Source organism: Senegalia massiliensis (assembly GCF_900626135.1).
GTDB classification, from domain to species: domain Bacteria; phylum Bacillota; class Clostridia; order Tissierellales; family SIT17; genus Anaeromonas; species Anaeromonas massiliensis.
Map to the genome: position 1 here is coordinate 961,679 of NZ_LR130785.1, position 23,917 is coordinate 985,595.

General features: G+C 31.0%; 22 protein-coding genes, 1 tRNA gene and 2 pseudogenes. 20 read left to right on the plus strand and 5 right to left on the minus strand.

The window, feature by feature from the left end; genetic code table 11:
* The first annotated feature begins 10 nt into the window (after window positions 1-10).
* Genes E0D94_RS04675 through E0D94_RS04690 form a run of 4 tightly spaced genes read left to right on the plus strand, consistent with a single transcriptional unit; the run spans window position 11 to window position 5,206 of the window.
* Window positions 11-1,324, plus strand: coding sequence for a uracil-xanthine permease family protein (locus E0D94_RS04675; protein WP_130806132.1), 1,314 nt, complete (start codon window positions 11-13; stop codon window positions 1,322-1,324).
* Window positions 1,325-2,230, plus strand: a complete 906-nt coding sequence (locus tag E0D94_RS04680; RefSeq protein WP_130806133.1) for an oxamate carbamoyltransferase subunit AllH family protein — start codon at window positions 1,325-1,327, stop codon at window positions 2,228-2,230.
* A complete protein-coding gene (gene fdrA, locus E0D94_RS04685; protein WP_130806134.1) occupies window positions 2,231-3,775 on the plus strand; it encodes an acyl-CoA synthetase FdrA in 1,545 nt (514 codons plus the stop codon).
* A 12-nt stretch (window positions 3,776-3,787) separates the two neighbouring features.
* On the plus strand, window positions 3,788-5,206 hold the full coding sequence (locus E0D94_RS04690) for a YlbE family protein (RefSeq protein ID WP_130806135.1): 1,419 nt from the start codon (window positions 3,788-3,790) through the stop codon (window positions 5,204-5,206).
* Between the two features lie 54 nt (window positions 5,207-5,260).
* Here the strand turns inward: E0D94_RS04690 and E0D94_RS04695 are convergent, their stop codons facing one another.
* The 3 genes from E0D94_RS04695 to E0D94_RS04705 all read right to left on the minus strand — a co-directional run bounded on the left by E0D94_RS04695 (window position 5,261) and on the right by E0D94_RS04705 (window position 8,027).
* The gene (locus E0D94_RS04695; protein ID WP_130806136.1) at window positions 5,261-6,223 is read right to left on the minus strand and encodes a calcium/sodium antiporter; all 963 of its coding nucleotides are present in this window, start codon (window positions 6,221-6,223) and stop codon (window positions 5,261-5,263) included.
* A gap of 59 nt (window positions 6,224-6,282) precedes the next feature.
* The gene (mgtE, locus tag E0D94_RS04700; RefSeq protein ID WP_130806137.1) at window positions 6,283-7,623 is read right to left on the minus strand and encodes a magnesium transporter; all 1,341 of its coding nucleotides are present in this window, start codon (window positions 7,621-7,623) and stop codon (window positions 6,283-6,285) included.
* A gap of 143 nt (window positions 7,624-7,766) precedes the next feature.
* Window positions 7,767-8,027, minus strand: a complete 261-nt coding sequence (locus E0D94_RS04705) for a cysteine-rich small domain-containing protein (protein ID WP_130806138.1) — start codon at window positions 8,025-8,027, stop codon at window positions 7,767-7,769.
* A gap of 683 nt (window positions 8,028-8,710) precedes the next feature.
* On the opposite strand from E0D94_RS04705, the gene E0D94_RS04710 reads away from it, so the two are divergent.
* The 6 genes from E0D94_RS04710 (at window position 8,711) to yihA (ending at window position 15,279) form a co-directional block, all read left to right on the plus strand.
* Window positions 8,711-8,795 (plus strand) — tRNA-Leu (locus tag E0D94_RS04710).
* A 164-nt stretch (window positions 8,796-8,959) separates the two neighbouring features.
* On the plus strand, window positions 8,960-10,246 hold the full coding sequence (gene tig, locus E0D94_RS04715) for a trigger factor (protein ID WP_130806139.1): 1,287 nt from the start codon (window positions 8,960-8,962) through the stop codon (window positions 10,244-10,246).
* Window positions 10,247-10,281: 35 nt separating this feature from the next.
* Window positions 10,282-10,866, plus strand: coding sequence for an ATP-dependent Clp endopeptidase proteolytic subunit ClpP (clpP, locus tag E0D94_RS04720; protein WP_130806140.1), 585 nt, complete (start codon window positions 10,282-10,284; stop codon window positions 10,864-10,866).
* An 18-nt stretch (window positions 10,867-10,884) separates the two neighbouring features.
* Entirely contained in the window at window positions 10,885-12,150 is a 1,266-nt protein-coding gene (gene clpX / locus E0D94_RS04725; RefSeq protein WP_130806141.1) for an ATP-dependent Clp protease ATP-binding subunit ClpX, read from the plus strand.
* A 200-nt stretch (window positions 12,151-12,350) separates the two neighbouring features.
* A complete protein-coding gene (lon, locus tag E0D94_RS04730) occupies window positions 12,351-14,702 on the plus strand; it encodes an endopeptidase La (protein ID WP_130806142.1) in 2,352 nt (783 codons plus the stop codon).
* Window positions 14,692-15,279 (plus strand): ribosome biogenesis GTP-binding protein YihA/YsxC, encoded by a 588-nt coding sequence (gene yihA, locus E0D94_RS04735; RefSeq protein ID WP_130806143.1) that lies wholly within the window; start codon window positions 14,692-14,694, stop codon window positions 15,277-15,279. The genes lon and yihA overlap by 11 nt, the downstream gene beginning before the upstream one ends.
* Window positions 15,280-15,313: 34 nt before the next feature.
* Here yihA and rd read toward each other — a convergent pair whose 3' ends face one another.
* Window positions 15,314-15,475, minus strand: a complete 162-nt coding sequence (rd, locus tag E0D94_RS04740; RefSeq protein WP_130806144.1) for a rubredoxin — start codon at window positions 15,473-15,475, stop codon at window positions 15,314-15,316.
* Window positions 15,476-15,678: 203 nt separating this feature from the next.
* Between rd and E0D94_RS04745 the strand changes: the two genes are divergently transcribed.
* From E0D94_RS04745 to E0D94_RS04780, 8 genes and pseudogenes are all read left to right on the plus strand, one after another.
* Window positions 15,679-16,098 (plus strand): ATP-binding protein, encoded by a 420-nt coding sequence (locus E0D94_RS04745; RefSeq protein WP_165442868.1) that lies wholly within the window; start codon window positions 15,679-15,681, stop codon window positions 16,096-16,098.
* A gap of 109 nt (window positions 16,099-16,207) precedes the next feature.
* On the plus strand, window positions 16,208-17,581 hold the full coding sequence (gene rlmD / locus E0D94_RS04750) for a 23S rRNA (uracil(1939)-C(5))-methyltransferase RlmD (protein ID WP_130806146.1): 1,374 nt from the start codon (window positions 16,208-16,210) through the stop codon (window positions 17,579-17,581).
* A gap of 238 nt (window positions 17,582-17,819) precedes the next feature.
* On the plus strand, window positions 17,820-18,185 hold the full coding sequence (locus E0D94_RS04755; protein WP_130806147.1) for a DUF4180 domain-containing protein: 366 nt from the start codon (window positions 17,820-17,822) through the stop codon (window positions 18,183-18,185).
* Window positions 18,186-18,273: 88 nt separating this feature from the next.
* Window positions 18,274-18,747, plus strand: a pseudogene (locus tag E0D94_RS04760) (NUDIX hydrolase).
* 32 nt (window positions 18,748-18,779) lie between these two features.
* Window positions 18,780-19,148: a hypothetical protein gene (locus tag E0D94_RS04765; protein ID WP_207289634.1), complete on the plus strand. Its 369-nt coding sequence runs from the start codon at window positions 18,780-18,782 to the stop codon at window positions 19,146-19,148.
* Window positions 19,149-19,473: 325 nt separating this feature from the next.
* Window positions 19,474-20,100: a TetR/AcrR family transcriptional regulator gene (locus tag E0D94_RS04770; RefSeq protein WP_165442869.1), complete on the plus strand. Its 627-nt coding sequence runs from the start codon at window positions 19,474-19,476 to the stop codon at window positions 20,098-20,100.
* Window positions 20,101-20,113: 13 nt separating this feature from the next.
* Window positions 20,114-21,007, plus strand: coding sequence for an ATP-binding cassette domain-containing protein (locus tag E0D94_RS04775; RefSeq protein WP_130806150.1), 894 nt, complete (start codon window positions 20,114-20,116; stop codon window positions 21,005-21,007).
* A 1-nt stretch (window position 21,008) separates the two neighbouring features.
* On the plus strand, window positions 21,009-22,607 hold the full coding sequence (locus E0D94_RS04780; RefSeq protein WP_130806151.1) for an ABC transporter permease: 1,599 nt from the start codon (window positions 21,009-21,011) through the stop codon (window positions 22,605-22,607).
* Window positions 22,608-22,747: 140 nt separating this feature from the next.
* Here E0D94_RS04780 and E0D94_RS04785 read toward each other — a convergent pair whose 3' ends face one another.
* Window positions 22,748-23,167 carry a hypothetical protein gene (locus E0D94_RS04785; protein WP_165442811.1) on the minus strand — a complete coding sequence of 140 codons (420 nt, stop codon included), beginning with the start codon at window positions 23,165-23,167 and terminating at the stop codon, window positions 22,748-22,750.
* Between E0D94_RS04785 and E0D94_RS04790 the strand changes: the two are divergent.
* Window positions 23,079-23,548: pseudogene (locus E0D94_RS04790) on the plus strand (PEP/pyruvate-binding domain-containing protein); the annotation flags it as partial. The gene E0D94_RS04785 and the pseudogene E0D94_RS04790 sit on opposite strands and share 89 nt — an antisense overlap.
* Entirely contained in the window at window positions 23,544-23,798 is a 255-nt protein-coding gene (locus E0D94_RS04795) for an ATP-binding protein (RefSeq protein ID WP_130806153.1), read from the plus strand. The pseudogene E0D94_RS04790 and the gene E0D94_RS04795, both read left to right, overlap by 5 nt.
* The last annotated feature ends 119 nt before the right edge of the window (window positions 23,799-23,917 follow it).

Sequence of the window (23,917 nt, forward strand, 5' to 3'; positions counted from 1 at the left end):
TATAACTTAAATGGAGAATAATACAACAGAAATCAATATTATTTATGGTATAAATGATAAACCTAAGTTATCAAAAAGTATTCCTTTGGCATTTCAACATATATTAGCTATGTTTGCATCAAATATTACAGTCCCATTATTGTTATCAAATGCATTAGGATTAAATTCAAAGGAAACTACTTTTTTAATACAATGCGCCTTATTTATGGCTGGAATATCTACTTTCATTCAGATAAGTAAAAAGGGTAAAATAGGTTCAGGTTTACCTATTGTAATGGGAACAAGCAATGCTTTTATTGCAACAGTTTTAGCAATAGGAACACAATTTGGTATAGAAGCAGTACTTGGTGCAAGTCTTATTGGGGGATTATTTGAAATTTTTATAGCTTTAAATTTAGATAAACTCAAAAAAATTTTTACTCCATTAGTTTCTGGTATTGTAGTTTTGAGTATAGGGATGACTCTCATTCCTGTTGGTATAAAACAAGCTGCAGGAGGAAATGGAGACATAGGTAGTTTCAAAAATTTATTTATATCTACTACTGTATTAATTACTATAATTATATTTAATCAGTTTGGTAGTAAATTTACAAAATCTTCATCTGTATTAATAGGGCTTGTAGTAGGTTATATTTTATCTATTTTTATGAATTTAATTGATTTCACACCGGTTTTAGAAGCATCTTGGGTATCATTTCCAAGACCTCTAGCATATAAATGGGTGTTTGAACCTTCTGCTATAATAGCAATGGTATTTATGTATATAGCTACTTCAATAGAAACTATTGGAGATATATCTGCTCTTACTAGTGCATCTGAGGGTAGAGATGCTACTCCAGAAGAAGTAAAAGGTGGAGTTTTAGCAGATGGAGTAGCAAGTGCAATTGCTTCATTTTTTAATGCTTTTCCAAACACATCATATACTCAAAATATTGGCGTAGTAAATTTGACTGGAGTATTTAGTAGATATGTGGTAAAGATAGGAGCAATTATACTATTAATATTAGCACTACTTCCAAAGTTTGCAGCGATTATTTCAATAATGCCAGAAGCTGTACTAGGTGGTGGAACAATTGCAATGTTTTCTATGGTAATGGTTTCTGGACTTACTTTACTTAAAAATATTAGATTTACTAGTAGAAATTTATTGATAATTGCTATCTCTATAGGTGTAGGTGTAGGGCTTAATCTAGTTCCAGAAGTTACTTCTCAATTTTCAACAAATATTCAATTATTTTTAACTTCAGGAGTTGTTCCTGCATCAATAATTGCAATAGTATTAAATATTGTGTTACCAAAAGATGAAATTAAAGGTGAGGTATAAATGAGCACTAATAAAATTAAAGGATTATATTTAGATAGAGACTTCCAATATTTTTTAAAGGAAAAAAATATTCAAGGTGATATTCATAGTATATTTGACAAAGTAGTAAATATTCAATCTGATAATGGTACGCTTTATACAATTTCAAATAATAAAACAGATAATGCACCATATACTTTAAAAGTAGATTATAATGGTAGTTTTAAAGATATAGTATTTGAAGATCAAAATATAATTAAAAATAAAGATAATTTATTTATAGGAAATATAGAAATTGATTTATCTAGTGCAGAATTATGGAATGTAGAAAGAGAAAAAATACAAAGCTTTTCTACTGAATATATAAAGAAAAATATAGGTATTTTTAATATGATGATACAAAGCATGGGCAGTAGTGGTGGATGTAAATATTATTATTTAAAAAACTTTTTAGGTATAGAAAATAATTCAGATAGTTTAATAGAAAGGGAACTTTCTAAAAAAATAGATGATTTTTATATGAAAATTAAACAAGATAATATCCAAGAGACAGATATTAGAGGATTAATAGGACTTGGAATGGGCCTTACTCCTTCTGGAGATGATTTTTTAACAGGATTTATGGCAGCTATAACCATATTTAATAAGAATAATGATTTATTTCATAAAATAAAGGATTTAATACCTTTAGATACAAAATCTACAACTGATGTAAGTAGAGCAATGTTAAAAGCAGCAACTCAAGAAAAGTTTAGGGAATATTTAAATGATTTTATATATTCATTTTTATATAACAATAGTGATAAATATTTGAAATCTTTTAAAAATCTTTTAACTATAGGATCTTCTTCTGGAACAGATATGAGTATAGGCGTAGTATTAGGATTTTTATTTACAATTGATGAAAATGAAATGGAGGAATTTTAAATGGTATCAAATACAGTTATTAGACAAAATTCATATTATGATTCTGTAACTCTTATGAGTCTATCTAGTAAGATTACAGATTTAGAAGGTATAGAAGATGCAGTTATATCAATGGGTACAGATATGAATAAAGAATTATTACAAAATGTAGGGTTAGATACAGAAGAATCAATGAATGCAAAAAGTAGTGACCTTATAATTGCAATAAAGGCAGACAACCAAGAAAATTATGAAAAAGCTTACGAAAAAGTAGATGAATTGTTAAATTCTAAAAGTTCTGATGAAGGAGAAAGGGAAAAGAAAAACCCTAAGACTATATCAGATGCTGTAAATAGAATGGAACAAGCAAATATGGTTGTAATTTCTGTACCAGGAGAATATGCAGCAAGAGAAGTAGATAAGGCATTAGATAATAATCTACATGTAATGTTATTTAGTGATAATGTATCAATAGAAGATGAAGTAAGACTTAAAGAGAAGGCACGTGACAAAGGATTATTAGTTATGGGGCCAGACTGTGGTACAGCTAGTATAAATAATACTGGATTATGTTTTGCAAATAAGGTTAACGAAGGGAATATTGGACTTGTAGCTGCCTCAGGTACAGGCCTTCAAGAAGTAATGGTACAAATAGATAGATTAGGTGGAGGGATTTCTCAAGCCATAGGTACTGGTGGACGTGATTTAAAAGAAGAAGTTGGTGGAATAATGATGCTCGAATCAATAAATGCATTGGAAAAAGATAATTCTACTGATGTAATAGTGCTTATTTCTAAACCACCAGCAAAATCTGTAGAAAAGAAGATTTTAGAGAGGGTATCAGAAATAGACACTCCTGTAGTAGTATCATTTATTGAAGGTGATAGTAAAGAAGTAGAAAAAGTAGGAGCTATTTTTGGATATAATCTATATGATACAGCTAAAAAAGCAGTAGCACTATCAAATAAGAACAAAAATGTAGATACAAATGAAAACAGTAATGAATTAAAACAACAAATTATAGATGCAAAAGAAAAATTAAAAGACAGTCAAAAATATGTAAGAGGGTTATATGGTGGTGGAACTCTTTGTGCAGAGACTTTAGCTATTTTAAGAGACAAATTAGATGGAATAAAAAGTAATGTAGCAAAAGGTGATGAAGAAAAATTAGAGAATGTAGAAGATTATTTAGGTAATGTATTATTAGATTTAGGTGAAGATGAATTTACGCAAGGTAGACCTCATCCTATGATAGATCCTACTATAAGATTAAGTAAAATTAAAAAAGAAGTAAAAGATGAAAGTGTAGGAGTTATATTATTAGATTTTGAATTAGGTTATGGTTCTCATGAAGATCCAGTAGGTGCAACTTTACCTGCTATAGAAGAAGCAAAACAAATAGCAAAAGATAATAATAGAGAAGTTATATTTGTAGCATATATTTGTGGAACGGATAAAGACAAACAAAATTTAGATAAACAAACTAAGATGTTAAAAGATGCAGGAGTAATAGTAGCTCATAGTAATGTTGAGGCAGCAAATACAGTTGCAGAAATTTTAGCTTAAGGAGGTATAAATATGAGTCAAATAAGTAATATTTTTGGAAAAGATTTAAAAGTAATAAATGTAGGAACTTCTAAGTTTAAAAATGATTTAGAACTTCAAGATAGAGATGTAGTACAAGTAGATTGGGAACCACCTGCTGGCGGGAATAAGGAATTAATTGAAGCTTTAGATAAACTTGAAAAATTAGATAAAGAAATAAATGAAGCTAATGAAAAGGCAGTAAATATAATAAAAGAAGCAAATCCTTTCTTGGTTGACGTAGGTACAGCTAAGGATGTAATACCAAATATGGATGCTAATACAATACTTCATGCAGGTCCTCCAATAAAATGGGAGAATATGTGTGGGCCAGCACAAGGGGCTGTAATAGGTGCTTTAATATATGAAGGTAAAGCTAAAAATGAAGAAGAAGCAAGAGAACTTGCTGCAAGTGGAAAAATAAAGTTTGCACCAGCACATGAATATAATGCTGTAGGACCTATGGCAGGAATAATATCTCCTTCTATGCCTGTTCATATAATACAAAATAAAACTCATGGTAATTATGGATATTGTACAATAAATGAAGGTCTTGGAAAAGTATTAAGATATGGTGCCTTTAGTGATGAAGTAATAGATAGACTTAAATGGATAGAAAAAGAATTTGCTCCAACTCTTAAAAAAGCATTAGAATTAGTAGATGGTGGAATAAACTTAAAGCCTATAATATCTCAAGCAGTACAAATGGGTGATGAAGGTCATAATAGAAATAATGCTGCAACTAGTCTGTTCTTTAGAGAAATATCTACTTATTTATTAGAAACTGATATAGATAGAAATGTAATAAAAAGAGTTTTACAATTTATGAAAGATAATAATCACTATTTCTTAAATCTTTCCATGCCAGCATGTAAAGTGGCATTAGATGCAGCAGAAGGAATAGAGAATTCTACTGTAGTAACAGCTATGGCAAGAAATGGTGTAGAATTTGGTATAAGAATAAGTGGACTTGGACGTAATAAGTGGTTTACAGCACCAGCAAATATGGTTAAAGGTCTTTTATTCCCAGGATATACAGAAGATGATGCAGCACTTGATATTGGAGATAGTACAATTACAGAAACCTCAGGAATAGGTGGATTTGTAATGGCAGGGGCACTTCCTATAGTTCAATTTGTTGGGGGGACTGTTAGTGATGCCATAAATTATAGTGAAGAAATGTACTCAATAACAGTATCAGAAAATACTAATTATGCTATTCCTACATTGAACTTTAGAGGTTCAGCTATAGGTATAGACATTAGAAAAGTAATAGAAACTTCAACGCTTCCAATAATTAATACTGGAATAGCTCATAAAGAAGCAGGAGTAGGGCAAATTGGTGCAGGAATAGTAAATCCACCAATGGAATGTTTTGAAAAAGCTATATTAGAATTTAGTAAAGACAAATAATATAAAGTTTATATAAAAATTAGGACAACTCATATCATAATGATATGAGTTGTCCTAATTTCTTATTAGTATAAATATCATATAGCCAATATATGCTAGAGATAAAAATATCCCTTCATACCGACTTGTTTGTTTCTTAGTACTTGCAAATATAAAGGTAAGAATAGTTGCACCTATAAGATAAAATATATCGAAAAAAACTTTATTTTCAATTGGCAATGGTTTAATAACTGATGTTATTCCTAATATAAATACAATATTAAACATATTTGAACCAATTGCATTTCCTATTGCAATATCAGATTCTCCTTTAAATGCTGCAACTATAGATGTAACAAGCTCTGGTAATGAAGTACCAATTGCAACAATAGTAAGTCCAACAAGAGTTTCACTCATACCTAGAGATAATGCAATAGAAGAACTTGAAGTAACTACAAAATTACCTCCAAATATTATGCCTAAAAGTCCAATGCCTGTAAATATTAAAGATTTCCATAAGGCTATTTCTTCTATTCCATCTGTTTCAACTAAGTCTGTGCTATCTTCTTTTGAAAATACAGCCATTTCTACTATATAATATATAAATACTAGAAATATAGAGAGTAATACTATTCCATCTCCTCGTGACAACTCATTTACATTTGTTCCTTGTAAAACTTTATCATAACTTAGTACAAATAACATTCCTGAAGCTAATAGTAAAAATGGAAACTCTTTAAATATTGTTTTAAGTTTTATTCTAACTGGTTTAATGGTTGCAGCTGCTCCTACAACTAATAGTATATTGAATATACTTGAACCTATTATATTTCCCACTGCAAGACCATCAGAGTCTGTAGTAACTGCTTTTATACTTACAGCAGCCTCAGGTGCAGAAGTACCAAATGCTACTATTGTAAGTCCAATGAGTATAGAAGGAAGACCAAATTTTTTTGCGATAGAAGATGCACCATCTACAAAAAAATCAGCTCCTTTAATAAGTGCAGTAAATCCTAAAACTAATATAATATAATCCAAAAAATTCACTCCTTAAACATACATAAATTAACCTAACTTAACTATTCTATCATAAGTATTTAAAGGAATTCAACAAAAATACTAGCAAGTCCTAAAAAGAAAAAGAAACCTAATACATCAGTCATTGTAGTTACAAAAACAGATGAAGCAAGTGCAGGGTCTATGTTTAATTTCTTAAGTAAAATAGGGATACTAAATCCTGATATAGCAGCAATTAACATATTTAATATCATAGATATAGCTATTACGATACCAAATACAATATTCTTTTCCCAAATAAAGCTTATAATTCCTATAGTAAATCCAATTGCTAGTCCATTTAATAATCCAATACTAATTTCTTTTAATAATATTTTTTTAGTATTTTCTATTTCAAGTTCTCCCATTGCAATACCACGTACAATTAGGGTTAAGGTCTGGGTTCCAGCATTTCCACCCATTCCAGCTACTATTGGCATAAATGTAGCAAGAGCAACTACTCTACTAATAGTACTTTCAAATAAAGATACTGTTATTGAAGCTAATATTGCAGTTAAGAGATTTACAAAAAGCCAAGGAAGTCTATTTTTTACTGATTCACTTATAGTTCTTTCTATTTTTTCATCTTCGTCAAGACCTGCTAAAAGGTACATATCTTCAGTATATTCTTCTTTCATTATTTCAAAAATATCATCAGCAGTTATAATTCCTAACATTTTTTCAGAATTATCTACTACGGGTATGGATAAGAATCCATATTTTTCAAATATATTTCCTACTTCCTCTTGGTCCATATCCCATGGTATTTTTATAACATTTTCATTCATAATATCTTTTATAAGTACATCAAAGTTTCTTATAACTAAATCCCTGAGAGGGACAATACCTCTTAATTTTTCTTCATCATTTAATACATATAAATAATATGCAGTTTCAGCATTAGGAGCTTCTTTTTGTAAATACTTTAAAGTATCTGAAACTGTCATTTCTTCTCTTATAGCTATGAATTCAGTAGCCATTATACCACCAGCAGTATCAGATTCATAGCTAAGTAACTCTCTTATTTCTTCTGCATCATCAATGTCCATATTATATATTATTCTATTTGCTTCTTCATTTGATATTGAGCCTAGAAGGTCAGTTAATTCATCAGATGACATTTCTTCAATTATATGTTTTTGGTTTTTCTCAGGCATTAATGATAATAGTTCATATTTTTCCTCATCTTCAGCTTGATCTATAATATTAACAAGCACTTCTTCAGGGATTTTTAAAAGTATTTTCTTTTTATTTCCGTCATAAAGTCTTAATGCATCTAATATATCTTCAGGATGAATTCTAGATATAGTATTTTTTAAATCTTTTTTAGGTATGTATAATAAATATCTTAATAAGTTTTCTTGATAAGATTTATATTCCATAGTTGCCTCCGATCATACATTATTATTAACATCTAACATATATACCCTTTATTATACTGAAATATTGATATTTTTACTAATAGATTATTATTGTACTATTCAGTAATCTTTTACATTTAAATATAAAATAGATTAGGATTACCCTAATCTATTTTACTTCCGATCTCTATTATTTTACCTATTTTACTCATTACATGATCATATCCATGTTTACTATGAGTAATAGTACAATCACTACAATCTTTTATTCCATTATTATATTTAAAATTCCCACCACATTTATCCTTCAATGCGTATAAAGGACAATAGCAAAAAAGACAATTAAATTCTTTAACATTTTTTACTTTATGGCAAGGGAAATATTCACATTTTTCATTTTGATTAAATTTATAGTTTTCACTCATAAAGATACCCCCATTTGTTTTATTAATTTGATTATAACATATTATATTTTTAAAAACATAAAGAAAAGAACATCTCTTATAAATTCTTGAGATGTTCTTTTCTATAATGTAACACTATTAATTTTTGGGGGAATCATTCCTTTCTTTTTAAATACCCGATACTACTACTTAAATAATACTACTATTTACTTTTTTATTTTCTTTAATACTACTATTTAAATACTACTACTTTTAGATATTTTCTTTAAAGTCTATCATTTTAAAGTTTGTTTATCGACTTAACCTATACAAGTTAAGTATTACAATTACTTTAAATACAATAACCTTAAAGTTTTAATATATTACTTTTCTCATTTTTTATATTATCATTAAGTTTGTCATATTAACTGATTTGATAATATTTCTTAAACTTTGCTGTTACATATTTAAGAAATTATTATAATCGTTTAGACAATTACTTTGATGATAATATTTAGAGATTTGTAAATTAAATGAATTTAATACTTTTTTACTTTGGTGGAATCATCCCCTTCTATTAATAGTATTATATATATACCTTAAAATATGAATATTAAACATAAAAATAAAAATTTTTTGAATATTTTTTTATTTTTTATTCTATTGACATTTTAAAAGATAAATAATATAATAAAGTCTGTTGAAGAAGAGTTTATTATATTTATGCGGGAGTGGCGGAATTTGGCAGACGCGCTAGACTTAGGATCTAGTGTCATTGACGTGGGGGTTCGAGTCCCTTCTCCCGCACCATTGACAAAATGCTAAAACCGATGGTAGATCCATGGGTTTTTTTAGTATGTAGGGATAAAGTTACATTTAAACCTTTTTGTAACGCATCTATTATGATATAATTAACTCTATCATGGTTTTAAAAAGGTTAAATAGATTTACGATTTTAAGGAGGAAAAGAATAAATGAGTTCAACTGTAGAAAAAAAAGAAAACAACAAAGTAACTTTAAAGTTTCAAGTAGAGTATAATGAATTTGATAAAGCAGTTCAAAAGGCATATTTACAAAACAGATCTAAATTTAATATATCAGGTTTTAGAAAAGGGAAGGCACCAAGAAAAATAATTGAATCAAGATATGGTGAAGGTGTTTTTTTTGAAGATGCAATAAACATAGTACTTCCTGAAGCATATAGTAATGCTATAGATGAAAACAACATAGAGCCAGTGGATAGACCAGATATTGATATTTCTGAATTAGAAAAAGGAAAGCCAGTAATATTTACAGCAGAAGTGACTGTTAAACCTGAAGTTGAGTTAGGTGAATACAAGGGTATAGAAGTTGAAAAAAATGAGTATAATGTAACAGATGAAGATGTAGAAAATGAATTAAAAACTATGCAAGACAGAAATGCTAGACTTGTAGCAGTAGAAGATAGAGAAGTTAAAGAAGGAGATACTGTAGTAATTGATTACTCAGGATCAGTAGATGGAGAAAAATTTGAAGGTGGAACAGCTGAGAATCAAACATTAGAAATTGGTTCAGGTCAATTTATTCCAGGCTTTGAAGAGCAATTAGTAGGTAAAAATACTGGTGAAGATGTAGAAGTGAATGTAGAATTCCCAGAAGACTATCAAGCTGAAGAATTAAAAGGCAAAAAAGCAAAATTTGATGTAAAAATTCATGAAGTTAAAGAAAAGGAATTACCTGAATTAGATGACGAATTTGCAAAAGATGTAAGTGAGTTTGATACATTAGATGAATTAAAAGAAGATATTAAAGCTAAACTAGAAAAAGAAGCAAAAGATAAAGAAGAAGCAGAATTACAAAATAGTGTAATAGAAAAAGTTATGGAAAATTCAAAGGTTGACATACCTGAAGTAATGATAGATTCACAAACTGATGAAGAAATAAAAAATCTTGACTATAAATTAAGATATCAAGGTCTTGATTTAGAGAAGTATTTAGAACTTACAAATTCTAAAATAGAAGATTTAAAAGAGCAGTTAAAACCAAATGCAGAAAAGCTAGTTGAAAGTGATCTTGTATTAGAAGCTATAGGCAAAAAAGAAAATATTGAAGCTTCTGATGAAGATGTAGATAAAGAATTAGAAAAGTATGCAGAGCAATACAAACAAGATGTAGACAAATTTAAAAAGAACTTGAGAGATGAAGATTTAGAATCAATCAAGATGGGTATAATTAAAACTAAGACTATTGAGTTTTTAGTAGATAATGCTAAACTAGTTTAAAATGAATATATAATTGTACCGGGAGGGATTTGTTTATGGCATTAGTACCAATGGTTGTAGAACAAACAAATAGAGGAGAAAGATCTTATGATATTTATTCTAGATTATTAAAAGAAAGAATAATATTTATAAGCGATCAAATTAATGATGTAACAGCAAGTTTAGTAGTAGCACAATTATTATTTTTAGAGGCAGAAGATCCTGATAAGGACATTCAACTTTATATTAATAGTCCAGGAGGATCTATTACATCTGGATTTGCAATTTATGATACAATGCAATATATTAAGCCTGATGTATCAACTATATGTGTTGGTATGTGTGCAAGCATGGGTGCATTTTTACTTGCGGCAGGTGCGCAAGGCAAAAGATATGCATTACCTAATTCTGAAGTTATGATTCATCAGCCATTAGGTGGAACACAAGGTCAAGCAGCAGATATCAAGATACATGCAGAAAGAATCTTGAAAATGAGAGATAAATTAAATAAGATTTTATCCGACAGAACAGGTCAAGATTTAGAAAGAATATCAAAAGACACAGATAGGGATAATTTCATGACTGCTGATGAGGCGAAAGAATATGGTTTAATTGATGAGGTCATAAGTTCTGCGAAATAATTGAAAAGAGGTGTCTTAATGGCAAGGTTTGAAGATAAAGAACTTAAATGCTCATTTTGTGGCAAGTCTCAAGAACAAGTAAGAAGACTTATTGCAGGACCTAATGTATATATTTGTGATGAGTGTATAGAGTTATGTCAAGAAATAATTGAAGAAGAATTTGATGAGAATATGGACTTTGACATGAATGAGTTACCAAAGCCATCAGAAATAAATGAAATATTAGATGATTATGTAATAAAACAAGATAGAGCAAAAAGATCTTTAGCTGTGGCAGTATATAATCATTATAAAAGGATAAATAGAAAGACTAATAATGATATAGAACTTCAAAAGAGTAATATTTTAATGCTTGGACCTACAGGTTCTGGTAAAACATTACTTGCTCAAACATTAGCAAGAATATTAAAAGTACCTTTTGCCATAGCTGATGCTACAAGCTTAACTGAAGCTGGATATGTAGGAGAGGATGTTGAAAACATTCTTCTAAAACTTATTCAAGCAGCAGATTATGATGTAGAAAAAGCTGAAAAAGGTATTATATATATAGATGAAATAGATAAGATTGCAAGAAAATCTGATAATCCATCTATAACAAGAGATGTAAGTGGTGAAGGAGTCCAACAAGCACTTCTTAAGATATTAGAAGGAACAACTGCTAGTGTTCCACCACAAGGTGGAAGAAAGCATCCACATCAAGAGTTTATACAAATAGATACTACTAATGTATTATTTATTGTAGGAGGAGCTTTTGATGGTATAGATAAAGTAATACAACAAAGAGTAGGCAAGAAAGCAATGGGCTTTGGAGCTGACATTCAAAGTAAAGAAATTAAAGATATGGGAGAAATGTTAAAGCTTATTCAACCTGAAGATTTGTTAAGATATGGATTAATCCCTGAATTTGTAGGAAGACTTCCTGTTATAGTATCATTAAGTCAACTTGATGAAGAAGCTTTAGTTGAAATACTCACTAAACCTAAAAATGCTCTTGTGAAACAATATAAAGAATTATTTAATATTGATAATGTTGATTTAGAATTTGAAGAAGATGCATTAAAACTCATAGCTAAAAAAGCTATTGAAAGAAAAACAGGTGCTAGAGGTCTTAGAGGTATATTAGAAGAGATTATGTTAGATATAATGTATGATATACCATCTAGAGATGATATAGAAAAATGTCTGATAACTAAAGATTCTATAGATAAAAATTCAGAACCTACATTAGTTTTATCAGAAAAAAGAAAAAACGATGAAGATGATAAAGAAGAAAATGCTTCTTAAAACAGATGCCGAGGGTTTTCCCTCGGCTTTTGATATTTTAATATTAATTAGGGTAATACTTTAATAAAGATCATTTTTAGGATATACTATTGCAGTAAGGTGTTTTTATTAATATAATAGTATTACTTGAATTTTAACATCAGTATTAAAATTCTACCCAGTTATGATTTATAATAAAAAGATTTAAAGGAGAGATTAGGGTGGATAAATATAAAGCGAAATCAAACAAAAGAACAATACCACTTATACCACTTAGGGGACTTTCAATATTTCCTTATATGGTAATACATTTTGATGTAGGAAGAGATAAGTCGGTAAATGCTCTGGAAGAGGCAATGGTAAATGATTCATTAGTATTTTTGACTTCACAAAAAGAAGCAAAAATTGATATGCCTACAGAAGATGATTTTTACGAGGTAGGTACAATTTGTAAAATAAAACAAATGCTCAAACTTCCAGGAGATACTATTAGAGTTTTAGTAGAAGGTATAAATAGAGCAAAGGTAAGAAAAGTGTTACAAGATGATCCATTTTTCGAAGTTGAAGTTGAAGAATTAGTATATGAATCTGAAATACAATCAGACAAAGAAATGAAAGCTATGATGAGACTTGTAATGGATAATTTTGAGGAATATGTTAAGGCATCAGATAATTTATCTTCTGAAATATTAGTTTCAATTTCTGAGATAACAGAGCCAGGGAGACTTGCAGATGTAATTTCTTCCTATATTCAATTAAATCCAGAAGATAAGCAAAAAGTACTAGAAGCATTTAATCCATATAAACGTCTAGAGGTACTTCATATAATGCTAGAAGAAGAAATAGAAGTGTTAGAAATAGAAGAAGAAATAAACTCTAGAGTAAAAGATCAAATAAATAAAGTTCAGAAGGAATACTACCTTAAAGAGCAAATTAAAGCAATCCAAAAAGAGCTTGGTCAAGAAGAAGGACTAGATGCAGAAGTAGATGATTATATAGAAAAAATAGAAAAGATAAATATGCCAGAAGAGGTAAAAGAAAAATCAATAAAAGAAGCTGAAAGGCTAAGAAGATTATCACCTTCTTCAGCAGAAACAGGTGTTATAAGAAATTATTTAGAATGGATAATAGAACTTCCTTGGGATATTCAAACTAAAGATAAGTTAGATATTAAAAAATCCAGAAAAATATTAGATGATGATCATTATGGGTTAAAAGATGTTAAAGAAAGAATACTAGAATATTTAGCTATAAGAAAACTTGCTAAAAATATGAAAGGACCTATTCTTTGTCTTGTAGGACCTCCTGGAGTTGGAAAAACTTCCATAGCAAAATCTATAGCAAGAGCAATGAATAGAAAGTTTGTAAGAATGAGTTTAGGTGGAGTAAGAGATGAAGCTGAAATAAGAGGTCATAGAAGAACTTATGTTGGTGCAATACCTGGTAGAATTATATCTTCTATAAAAAAATCAGGTTCAAAAAACCCAGTATTTTTATTTGATGAAATTGACAAGTTAAACAGTGATTTCAGAGGAGATCCTGCATCAGCTTTATTAGAAGTATTAGATCCTGAGCAAAATAATACATTCACTGATAATTTTCTAGAGGTTCCATTTGATCTATCTAAAGTTTTATTTTTAACAACAGCTAATTCACTTAATACAATACCAAGACCGTTATTAGATAGAATGGAAGTAATTAGAATTTCAGGATATACTGAAGATGAAAAAATTGAAATAGCAAAGAAATATTTAGTATCTAAACAAAGAAAAGAGCATGGATTAACAGAAAAAAATATATCAATATCAGATAATACCTTAGCTTCTATAATAGAAGACTATACAAGAGAAGCAGGAGTTAGAGAGCTAGATAGAAATATAGCAAATGTAATGAGAAAAGCTGCTAAAAGAATAGTGGAAGAAAAAATAAAATCTGTAAAGGTAAATAAAAAAACACTTTCTAAATATTTAGGTACACCAAAATATAGAAGAAATGAAACTAAAAGAAATGATCAAATAGGAATAGCTACTGGACTTGCTTGGACAGCAGTTGGAGGAGAGACATTATCAATAGAAGTAACTCCAATGCCAGGAAAGGGTAAACTTCAGCTTACAGGAAAGCTTGGAGATGTTATGAAAGAATCTGCTATGGCTGGTATAAGTTATATTAGATCTAAAACAAAAGAATTAGAGATTGATCAAAAATTCCATAGTAATAGAGATATTCATATACATGTTCCAGAAGGAGCTATACCTAAAGATGGACCATCAGCTGGTATAACAATGGCAACAGCAGTTATTTCTGCACTATCTAATGTGCCTGTAAATGGTGATGTGGCTATGACAGGAGAGATAACATTAAGAGGTAGAGTTCTTCCTATAGGAGGAGTAAAAGAAAAGGTTCTTGCTGCAAATAGATTAGGTATTAAAAAAGTATTATTGCCATGGGATAACAAAAAGGATTTTGATGAAGTACCTGACAAAGTAAAGAAAAATATAGACTTTGTATTTGTTAAAACTATGGATGAGGTATTAGAACATGCATTAGTAGAGGAGAAAAAAGATGATAATTAAAAAAGCTGAAATAATAATAACAGCAGTAAAACCATCTCAATATCCCCCAGAAGATTCGCCTGAAATAGCTTTGGCAGGTAGATCTAATGTGGGGAAATCTTCCCTTATAAATACACTTATAAACAGAAAAAATTTAGCACGGACAAGTGGTCAGCCTGGAAAAACACAAACATTAAATTTTTATAATATAAATGATGATTTTAGATTTGTGGATTTACCTGGCTATGGATATGCAAGAGTATCGAGAAAAGAAAGAGAGAAATGGGGAGATATGATAAATAGATATCTTACAGAAAGAAGATCTCTAAAAGAAGTTATCTTGTTACTTGATATAAGACATAGTCCTGGTGAGCATGATAAGATGATGTATGATTGGATAAAGTCAATAGGATTTAAAGGAATAATAGTAGCTACAAAAGCAGATAAATTATCAAATAATCAAAGATCAAAACAAATATCTGTTATATGTAAAGAATTAGGAATAAAAGATAGAAGTCTAGTAATACCTTTTTCTGCTACAAAGAAGTTGAATAAAGATAAAGTATGGAGTACAATAAAAAAAGTGTTAAACACATAAAAAAAGGCTTCCTAATTAGGAAGCCTTTATAATCTTATTCTTCTAGTTCAAACATATCTTTAGTAGCGCCACAAACTGGACAAACCCAATCTTCTGGAATGTCTTCGAAAGCAGTACCTGGCTCAATTCCTCCATCTGGATCTCCTTCTGCAGGATCATAAACCCAACCACATGGTATACATACATACTTTTTCATCTTCAAAACCCCTTCCTATATATAGTAATATTATGTAACTAATTAAATGTTACCCACAATTCAAATGTTTTAAACATTTGAATTACAACTATATTATACTAATATTAAAAACAAAAAACAAGTTAATTAAAGATTATTCATATTTAAAAAGGGTAATTAAATTATAGAAAGAAAAATAATCATAATAGAATGGTGTGATGACATTGAGTTATACAATTGAAAGATCTTTAGTAAGCGATTTAATCGCTATAAAAAATGATCTTATGAATATTCAATCCAATTTACAATCAATAATTAAAGATGACTCATTATTATTTGAAGCAAGACTTATATTAGATGAATTAATTTGTAATGGAGTACATCACGGGAATAGAAAAGAAAAAGAAAAGCTTGTAGACTTACTAATAGAAATATCAGATAAACATTTAAGAATAGAAGTAAAAGATGAAGGTGAAGGATTTATATATAATAGAGAAGAATACGATCCTTTGAGCTTAAATACTGGTGGACGAGGTCTCAAAATAGTAGATGGATTGAGTGATGAATTTTATGTAAAAGAAAATAAAGTTATAGCAATAAAGTATCTACAAGGTGATTTTGAAATTCCTAATACTTTAAGATAATTTATGCTTGAACTCTCATAAGAGAGTTTATTTTTTTGTTTATTTTTTCTTTGTTTTAAGCAAATAATATATTATACTTATAATAGAAAGTTGAGAGGTGAAAAATGATATGGCAAAAAAGAAAAAAGAATTTCAAGTTAAAATAGAAAAAACTGAGTTTCCTAATAAAGGCATAGGAACATATAATGATAAAAAAGTTGTAGTAAAAGGTGCTACATCAGGACAAATAGTAAAAGTTAGAACTAAGAAAAATAGAAAAAATAAAATAGATGCAAATCTAATTGAAGTAATAGAAAGGTCGAAAAGAGAAATAAAACCTCAATGTGTTCATTTTTGGGATTGTGGAGGATGTAGTTATCAGAACTTAACATATAATGATCAATTAGAAATGAAAAAGAATCAAGTATTAGATTTATTCCATAAAGCAGGGATTGAAGAATTTGAATTTGAAGGAATAGAAAAAAGTCCAAATGTATGGAGATATAGAAATAAAATGGAATTTACATTTGGAGATGAATATAAAGATGGTCCACTTACATTAGGAATGCATCAAAAAGGCAAATTTTATGAAATATTGTCTGTTCCATATTGTGAGATAGTAGATGATGATTTTACAAATATACTTAATGTAGTTTTAGAATATTTTAGAGAAAAGAAAGTGCCTTTTTATCATAAGAGAAAGCATGAAGGAGTACTTAGACATTTAGTAATAAGAAAAGCAGAAATTACAGGTGAAATATTAATAAACCTTGTAACAAGCACACAGCAAGAATTAGAATTAGATGATTTAGTAGATAGATTAAAAAATATTGATTATATAGGTAAATTAAAAGGTATTCTTCATACACTAAATGATAATTTAGGAGATGTAGTGCAAAGTGATGAAACTATTACATTATATGGCGAAAATTTTATAACTGAAAGATTACTAGGACTTGAGTTTAATATATCTCCTTTTTCATTTTTCCAGACAAATTCATCTGGAGCAGAAAAATTATACGAAATAGCTAGAGAATATGCAGGAGATACAAAAGATAAAACAGTATTCGACTTATATTGTGGAACGGGAACAATAGCTCAAATAATGGCTCCAGTAGCTAACAAAGTAATAGGAATAGAAATAGTAGAAGAAGCAGTAGAAAAAGCTCGTGACAATGCTAAGTTAAACAATTTAGATAATTGTGAGTTTATAGCAGGGGATGTTTTAAAAGAAATAGATAATATAAATATAAAACCAGACTTAATTATATTAGATCCACCAAGAGTAGGAGTTCATAAATCTGCTATAGAAAAAATAGTAGCATTTGACTCTAAACGTATAGTATATGTTTCTTGTAAACCAACATCCTTAGTAGAAGATTTAAAAGAATTTGAAAGCTTTGGTTATGAAGTTAAAAAAGTAAAATGTATGGATATGTTTCCACATACGCCTCACGTTGAGAGTATAATTCTGATGACGTATTGTGGTTCAAGGGAGGGGTAATGTGATTTGACCACAACATATAGTGGTTTGAGGATGGAATTTTGGTCGAAAATCGATGAAAAAACACCGTTTTTTGACCCTTGTTTTTGGGGTGATTTATAGATGACATTTGATAAAAGGAGTAATTATAGAATAAAAATGAGAAAGTAAGGTTAGAGATATGAAGTAATAGATAGATAAGTAATATAAGTATATTTTTAGGTAGAAATAATATGTGGATAAGGAGGGTTAATATAATATGCAAATAAGCGTAATTAAAGAGAGTAATATTGAAATTGCGATTGTAAATAGTGAAGATATACTGATAACAGATGTGCAATCAGCACTGGATTTTTTTGCTACAGTAGATTATGAAACAGGATGTAGTCGTATGATTATAAATAAATCATCAATATGTGAAGAGTTTTTTGATCTAAGCACCAAGATAGCAGGAGAGATATTACAAAAATTTATAAATTATCGAAAGAAAATAGCAATCATAGGAGATTTTACTATATATACAAGCAAGAGTTTGAAAGATTTTATTTATGAATGTAATAAAGGAAAAGATATATTATTTTTGCCAAATGAAAAACAAGCTATTGAAAAACTAAGTATGGATTAGCTCTTATGATAATGAATATTATTGATACTGTGACTTAAGTATTGTTTAAAATCAAAAAGGTAAACAGGAATTTATGAGGGGGATAAAAATGAAGTATGATTGTGGCTTCACCAAAGACAATGGATGGTTCGGATATAAAGCAACAGCAATAATTATTGAAAACGGAAGTGTATTATTTGCTAAAAACGATAGGGATGATTATTACTATCGAGTTGGAGGAGGCGTTCAAATTGGTGGAAAGGCTGAAGAAGCTGTTGTGAGAGAGGTATATGAAGAAACAGGGATGCACTATGAAATTGATAGGTTAGCATTTATTCATGAGAATTTTTTTAGTGGTAATCTTGAAGGTTATAATTGCCATGAAATTGCTTTTTACTTTTTGATGAAGCCAAGGGGAACACAAAAACTTAATAGTAATAGTTATTCAGGCGATTTTAAAGAGTATATGCATTGACTACCAATAAATAACTTATCAAAGTACAAGGCATTTCCTACCTTTTTTATTGATAAACTATCAAATATACAGAGTTACGTAGAACATATTGTTACAGATGAAAGGTAGATAGATAAATTATAATTTGAACAGGTGGGATAATGATGGAATTCAGTAAAGCAGAATTAGAAAAAGCAATATCCTTACTATCTTCTACCATTATTAATTGTGAAAAAGTGCAACTTAAGTTTTCAGAAGGGACATCTCAACATTCGCTCCTAAGAAATAGAATTAAAGCACTCTATATTTCTAAGTCTCTTCTACCATGGGATAAAACAACAAATTATACAAGGAAAGATTTGAGAGAGGCACTACCTCCTATAGTTTCAATCATTAATAAAACTAAAAAAGCTCAAAGTAAATATGAAAAAGGAAGCTCACAATTTAATCGCTTTCAACACATAATTCAAGCTATGCTCATTTCAAAAACATTCATCGAGAGCCAAATAAATATCGATTCAGAGTTATGATTAATTTTAATTTGCCATAATAAAAATATGATAATATCAACATAATGTATAACGCACTAAGATATAAAAACTTGGTGCTTTTATTTTATATAAACCATAAACTAAATATAGAAACCCAAAGAGGCGAAGTCTTCGGTCAACTTATGATCAATAGGCTTCGCCTCTTATTTATATTTCGACTTCACAAAGCACCATTAACCCTAACAGCTAAAAAATACTCTAATACTTACTATTGACCTATTAGGTAAACGGTGCTATAATAATTACATATTTACCTAACAGGTAAATGAAATATATGATAAGTAGACTATGAAAGGTGATGACTATGTTCACTAAATTTTTAAACTTAGAGCCCATAAGAAGAAATATAATTTTGAATGCTGCTCTAAGAGAGTTTGCCAGCAAAGGATTTGATGATGCATCAACCAATGTAATTGCTAAGGAATCAGGTATCTCAAAGCCTTTGATGTTTCACTATGTCAACAATAAAAAAGATTTTTTTATCTTTCTTTATGACTATTGTCTGGACATTGTGAATCAAGAGTATTTTGACCAAATAAATTTGCATGAGAAGGATATTTTTGAGCGTCTGCGACAGACTTGCTTACTTAAGATTCAACTGCTAAAAAAATATCCTTGGATTTTTGATTTTATAAGAGTTGCGGTGTTTACCGATTCTGAGGTGGTGAAGGAGGAGGTTGAGAAAAGGCGTAAAATGGTTGAAGCCAGCAGCTTTGAGCGGTTTTATGGAGATATTGATACATCCGGATTTCGAAGCGGGTTAGACATAGAGAAGGCAAAGCAATTGATTTTCTGGGCAGTAAGCGGATACGCAGATCAAATACTGGAGCAATTTAAAAGCTTGGATATCAAAGAGTTTGATTTTGATAAAATACGCACAGAGTTTGATGGCTATTTAGATGAGCTTCGAAAAACTTATTATAAATTGTAAGGAGGGCATTATGATGAATGTAATTGAAACAAGAAAACTTACTAAATTTTATGGCAAACAGGAGGCTTTATGTGGAGTTGACTTGACTGTGAAACAAGGGGAGGTCTATGGATTTATTGGACCAAATGGATCAGGAAAATCAACAACCATCCGCATCCTTTTAGGAATGCTTCGTAAAAATGGAGGAGAAGCAAAGTTGCTGGGCGGTGACCCTTGGCAGGATGCCGTTGCTCTTCATAAGAGACTTACCTATGTGCCTGGAGATGTGACATTATGGCCAAACTTAACCGGAGGTGAGGTAATTGATTTCTTAGGTCGTTTGCATGGTCAAATCAATCCTTCACGTCGCAGGGAACTAGTGGATATGTTTCAGCTTGACACAAAGAAAAAATGCCGTAGCTACTCTAAAGGGAATCGTCAGAAGGTGGCACTGATTTCAGCATTTGCTTCTGACGCGGAGTTGCTGATTTTAGACGAGCCTACCAGTGGACTTGATCCATTAATGGAGCAGATTTTTCAGAGATATATCTTAGAATTAAAGAAACAGGGAAAAACTGTTTTTCTATCCAGTCATATTCTTGCAGAAGTAGAATTGCTTTGTGACCGAGTTGGCATAATCCGACAGGGGAAAATTGTTGAATCTGGTACCCTTGAAGAACTGAGGCATTTAACACGTACAACTATCACCGTGGAGCTTTCCAACCCTACAAATTTAAATCAACTGCAAGGGGTTCACGATATAGCACGAAAAGAAGAGAAGTGGCTCTTTTCAGTGGATGCCAGTGCCATAGAGACAGTGATGAGTAAGCTTGCTCCTATGGGTATTAAGTCTCTTACAGCGGAACCGCCCACTTTAGAAGAACTGTTTATGCGTCATTATGGTCAAGATATTCGGGAGGTGCTTTAAGATGAAACAAAGTGATTTTATAGGTACCGCCAAGCTACTTAGGCTTTATCTGCGACGAGACAGAATTATTCTGCCTATATGGATATCGCTGGCCTTGATGGTGATTGTCGGGCAGGTGTCTTTTGTGAAAGGGATGGCAGATTGGAAGATATTTATTACTGAACTATCTGAAAGTCCTCTTACCTCTGCTTTGCTTGGACCTGTTGTTCCATTAAGCATAGAAGGAGCCATCCTTTGGCGTGGTCTGCTGCAGGCTTCCATAACAGTTATGATTGGAGCAGCATTTACTATGATTCGACATACCCGTACGGAGGAAACATCCGGAAGAAATGAATTGATCCTTGGAAGACCAGTAGGAAGATACGCCAATCTATCGGCAGCCCTGATCCTTTCCTGTGGAGGAAGTTTTCTGGCGGGCTTATTGACTGCTGTATATTTTATGGGAATCGGCTTTGCAGGGAGCGGTTCTCTGCTGGCTGGACTGACTCTTGCCGCTTCTGGATTTATGTTTGCTGGAATCGGCGGATTATGTGCACAAATTTTTTCCCATAGTGGCAGTGCAAGAGGAGCTGTATTTGGCATATATGGATTAACCATGGTAGCTATGGTTACAAATAATATGGGAGGTGGAAGCACAGGGTGGGCATGGCTTGCTCCCGAATCATGGTTCCGTATCACCCTTCCCTTTGGGGGAAATCTTGCTTGGCCATTATTAATTTTTATAGTGCTTTCTGCTCTGCCGATGATGATTTCCTATATGCTGCTTGGTCGCCGTGATATGGGTGTCGGGCTTATCATCCAAAAAGAAGGTCCGGCTAACGCTTCTCCACATCTCATTTCTCCAATGGCCTTTGCTTGGCGTCAGCATAAAGGCAGTATTCTGGGCTGGGCAATTGGGATGGCCTATCTTGGGGGAATTATGGGTGTGGGTACGCCCAATATATCCGAAGCTATGAGTTCCACGTTCGCCCAGATGAACACTTCTTGGGCAGCTGCTATAGTAAATCTGGGCAATCAGGAAGGTTTCATAGCAATTTTAATCTACATTCTGGGACTGATGGCAGGTTTATCGGTATTTGCTATCACAACAGTACAAAGCCTGTGGCAGGAAGAAAAGGAGCATTATGCCGATATGTTATTGTCAAGACCCGTGAGTAGATTCAAATGGATGGGAAGCTATTTGACGGTTGCTTTCGTAGGTAGTGTGTTGATACTCCTTACCCTTGGTTTGGCTTCCGGCTTAGGATGGAGTATTGCTTCGGGAGAGTTCAATCATTTTCCTCGAGTGTTAGTCATGAGCCTTTCAAAAATTCCTTCTGTCTGGACAATTATTGGCATCGCCACCCTATTGTATGGCTGGCTTCCACGTATTGGCTCTGTTCTCAATTGGCTTATATTAGGTACGTTTATTTTCATCGAGATGCTTTGGGAGGTTGGAATCGTAGGATGGTCTGCACTGCAATGGACGCCCTTCGCCTATGCCCATTATAGTATTCCAATCCATGAGCTTTCTATCGTGCCGCTGATTGTGTTAGTAATTATTGCTATGGGACTTACGTGGTTAGGCTTTGTTGGATTCAGGCGTCGAAGTATTGGATAAGACATATAACTCAAATATAGACAATAAGACTCCATTAGGCTAAAATGGAGTCTTATTTGTGGATTTATGGGATTGGGTTTTGTGGGTATATTGTAACAAATTTGATTTTGACTTGAGGAAATTTTTGTATGAGAACTATTTTATTTTTCTTTTCCCAATATGCCATAAAAAAATAGTTTTAGTATTCCTGTTTTGTATTCATGGCTAGTTTTAAGGTAATCAGATTGTTCAATAATAGAAACTGATGAAATAAGATATGCCAGAATCGCATCATTTAGAATACTTTTATCAATAGCTCCTTCTTTTTTACCAAACTCAATAAATTTATTGTATACTGAGATTGCTTTTGAGTTTACCGCTTCCTTATATACCTGTTGTAAAGTCTTATCTTCCCATGCATATTTGCTAAAAGCTGAGGAGCTTGATTCCGCTGTGGCTTCATATTTTTGATCCATAATAAGCTTGAGCTTTTCAGAAATAAGTAAGAAAATGCGTTTTGTTATTGAAAACCTAAGAATCGAAAGCAGCATTGAAGACGAAATAACAATGGTATTATCCAATACGGCAGTAACGAACCCTATGCCAAACGTTCAAGTGCTACAGTAGAAGATCTCCCCTATGCATCCTTTGCAGGACAGCAGGATACCTACCTAAATATTAAGGGTAGGGATAAAATTATAGAATATATAATAAAATGTTGGGCATCACTTTTTACCGATCGTGCAGTCACATACCGTATAGAAAATGGGTTTGATCACAGAAAAGTATTATTATCTGTAGTTGTACAAAAGATGGTTATGTCAGAATCCTCAGGGATTATGTTTACAGCAGACCCAATGACCTCTGATAGAAAGACACTTTCCATTGATGCAGGATTTGGACTTGGGGAAGCATTAGTGTCAGGTTTAGTAAATCTGGATATTTACAAGGTGGTAGATGGTCTATGGGGAATATGATATCGATGGATTTGAAGATGAAATAATAGATGAAGCTTCCTATATTACTTTTAATAGACATCTATCAGAACTACTTTTTAAAATAATAGCTGATAGAGCTGAGAAAAGAAGCGCCATCATATCAACAAATTTAAAATTTTCCGAATGGACAACTTTATTTGAAAATGAAACCATGGTTGCTGCTCTTATTGATAGATTGACTACTAAATATGAATGGGGTTTCATTTGGGAGTGAACATTCCAGAAATATAATGGATACAACTTCTAAGTGATGAAATTAATATTAATATTAATATTAATTCTATCAACTTTAGAATCTACTAATATACAGGGAAATGCTAGTTCAAGTGTTTC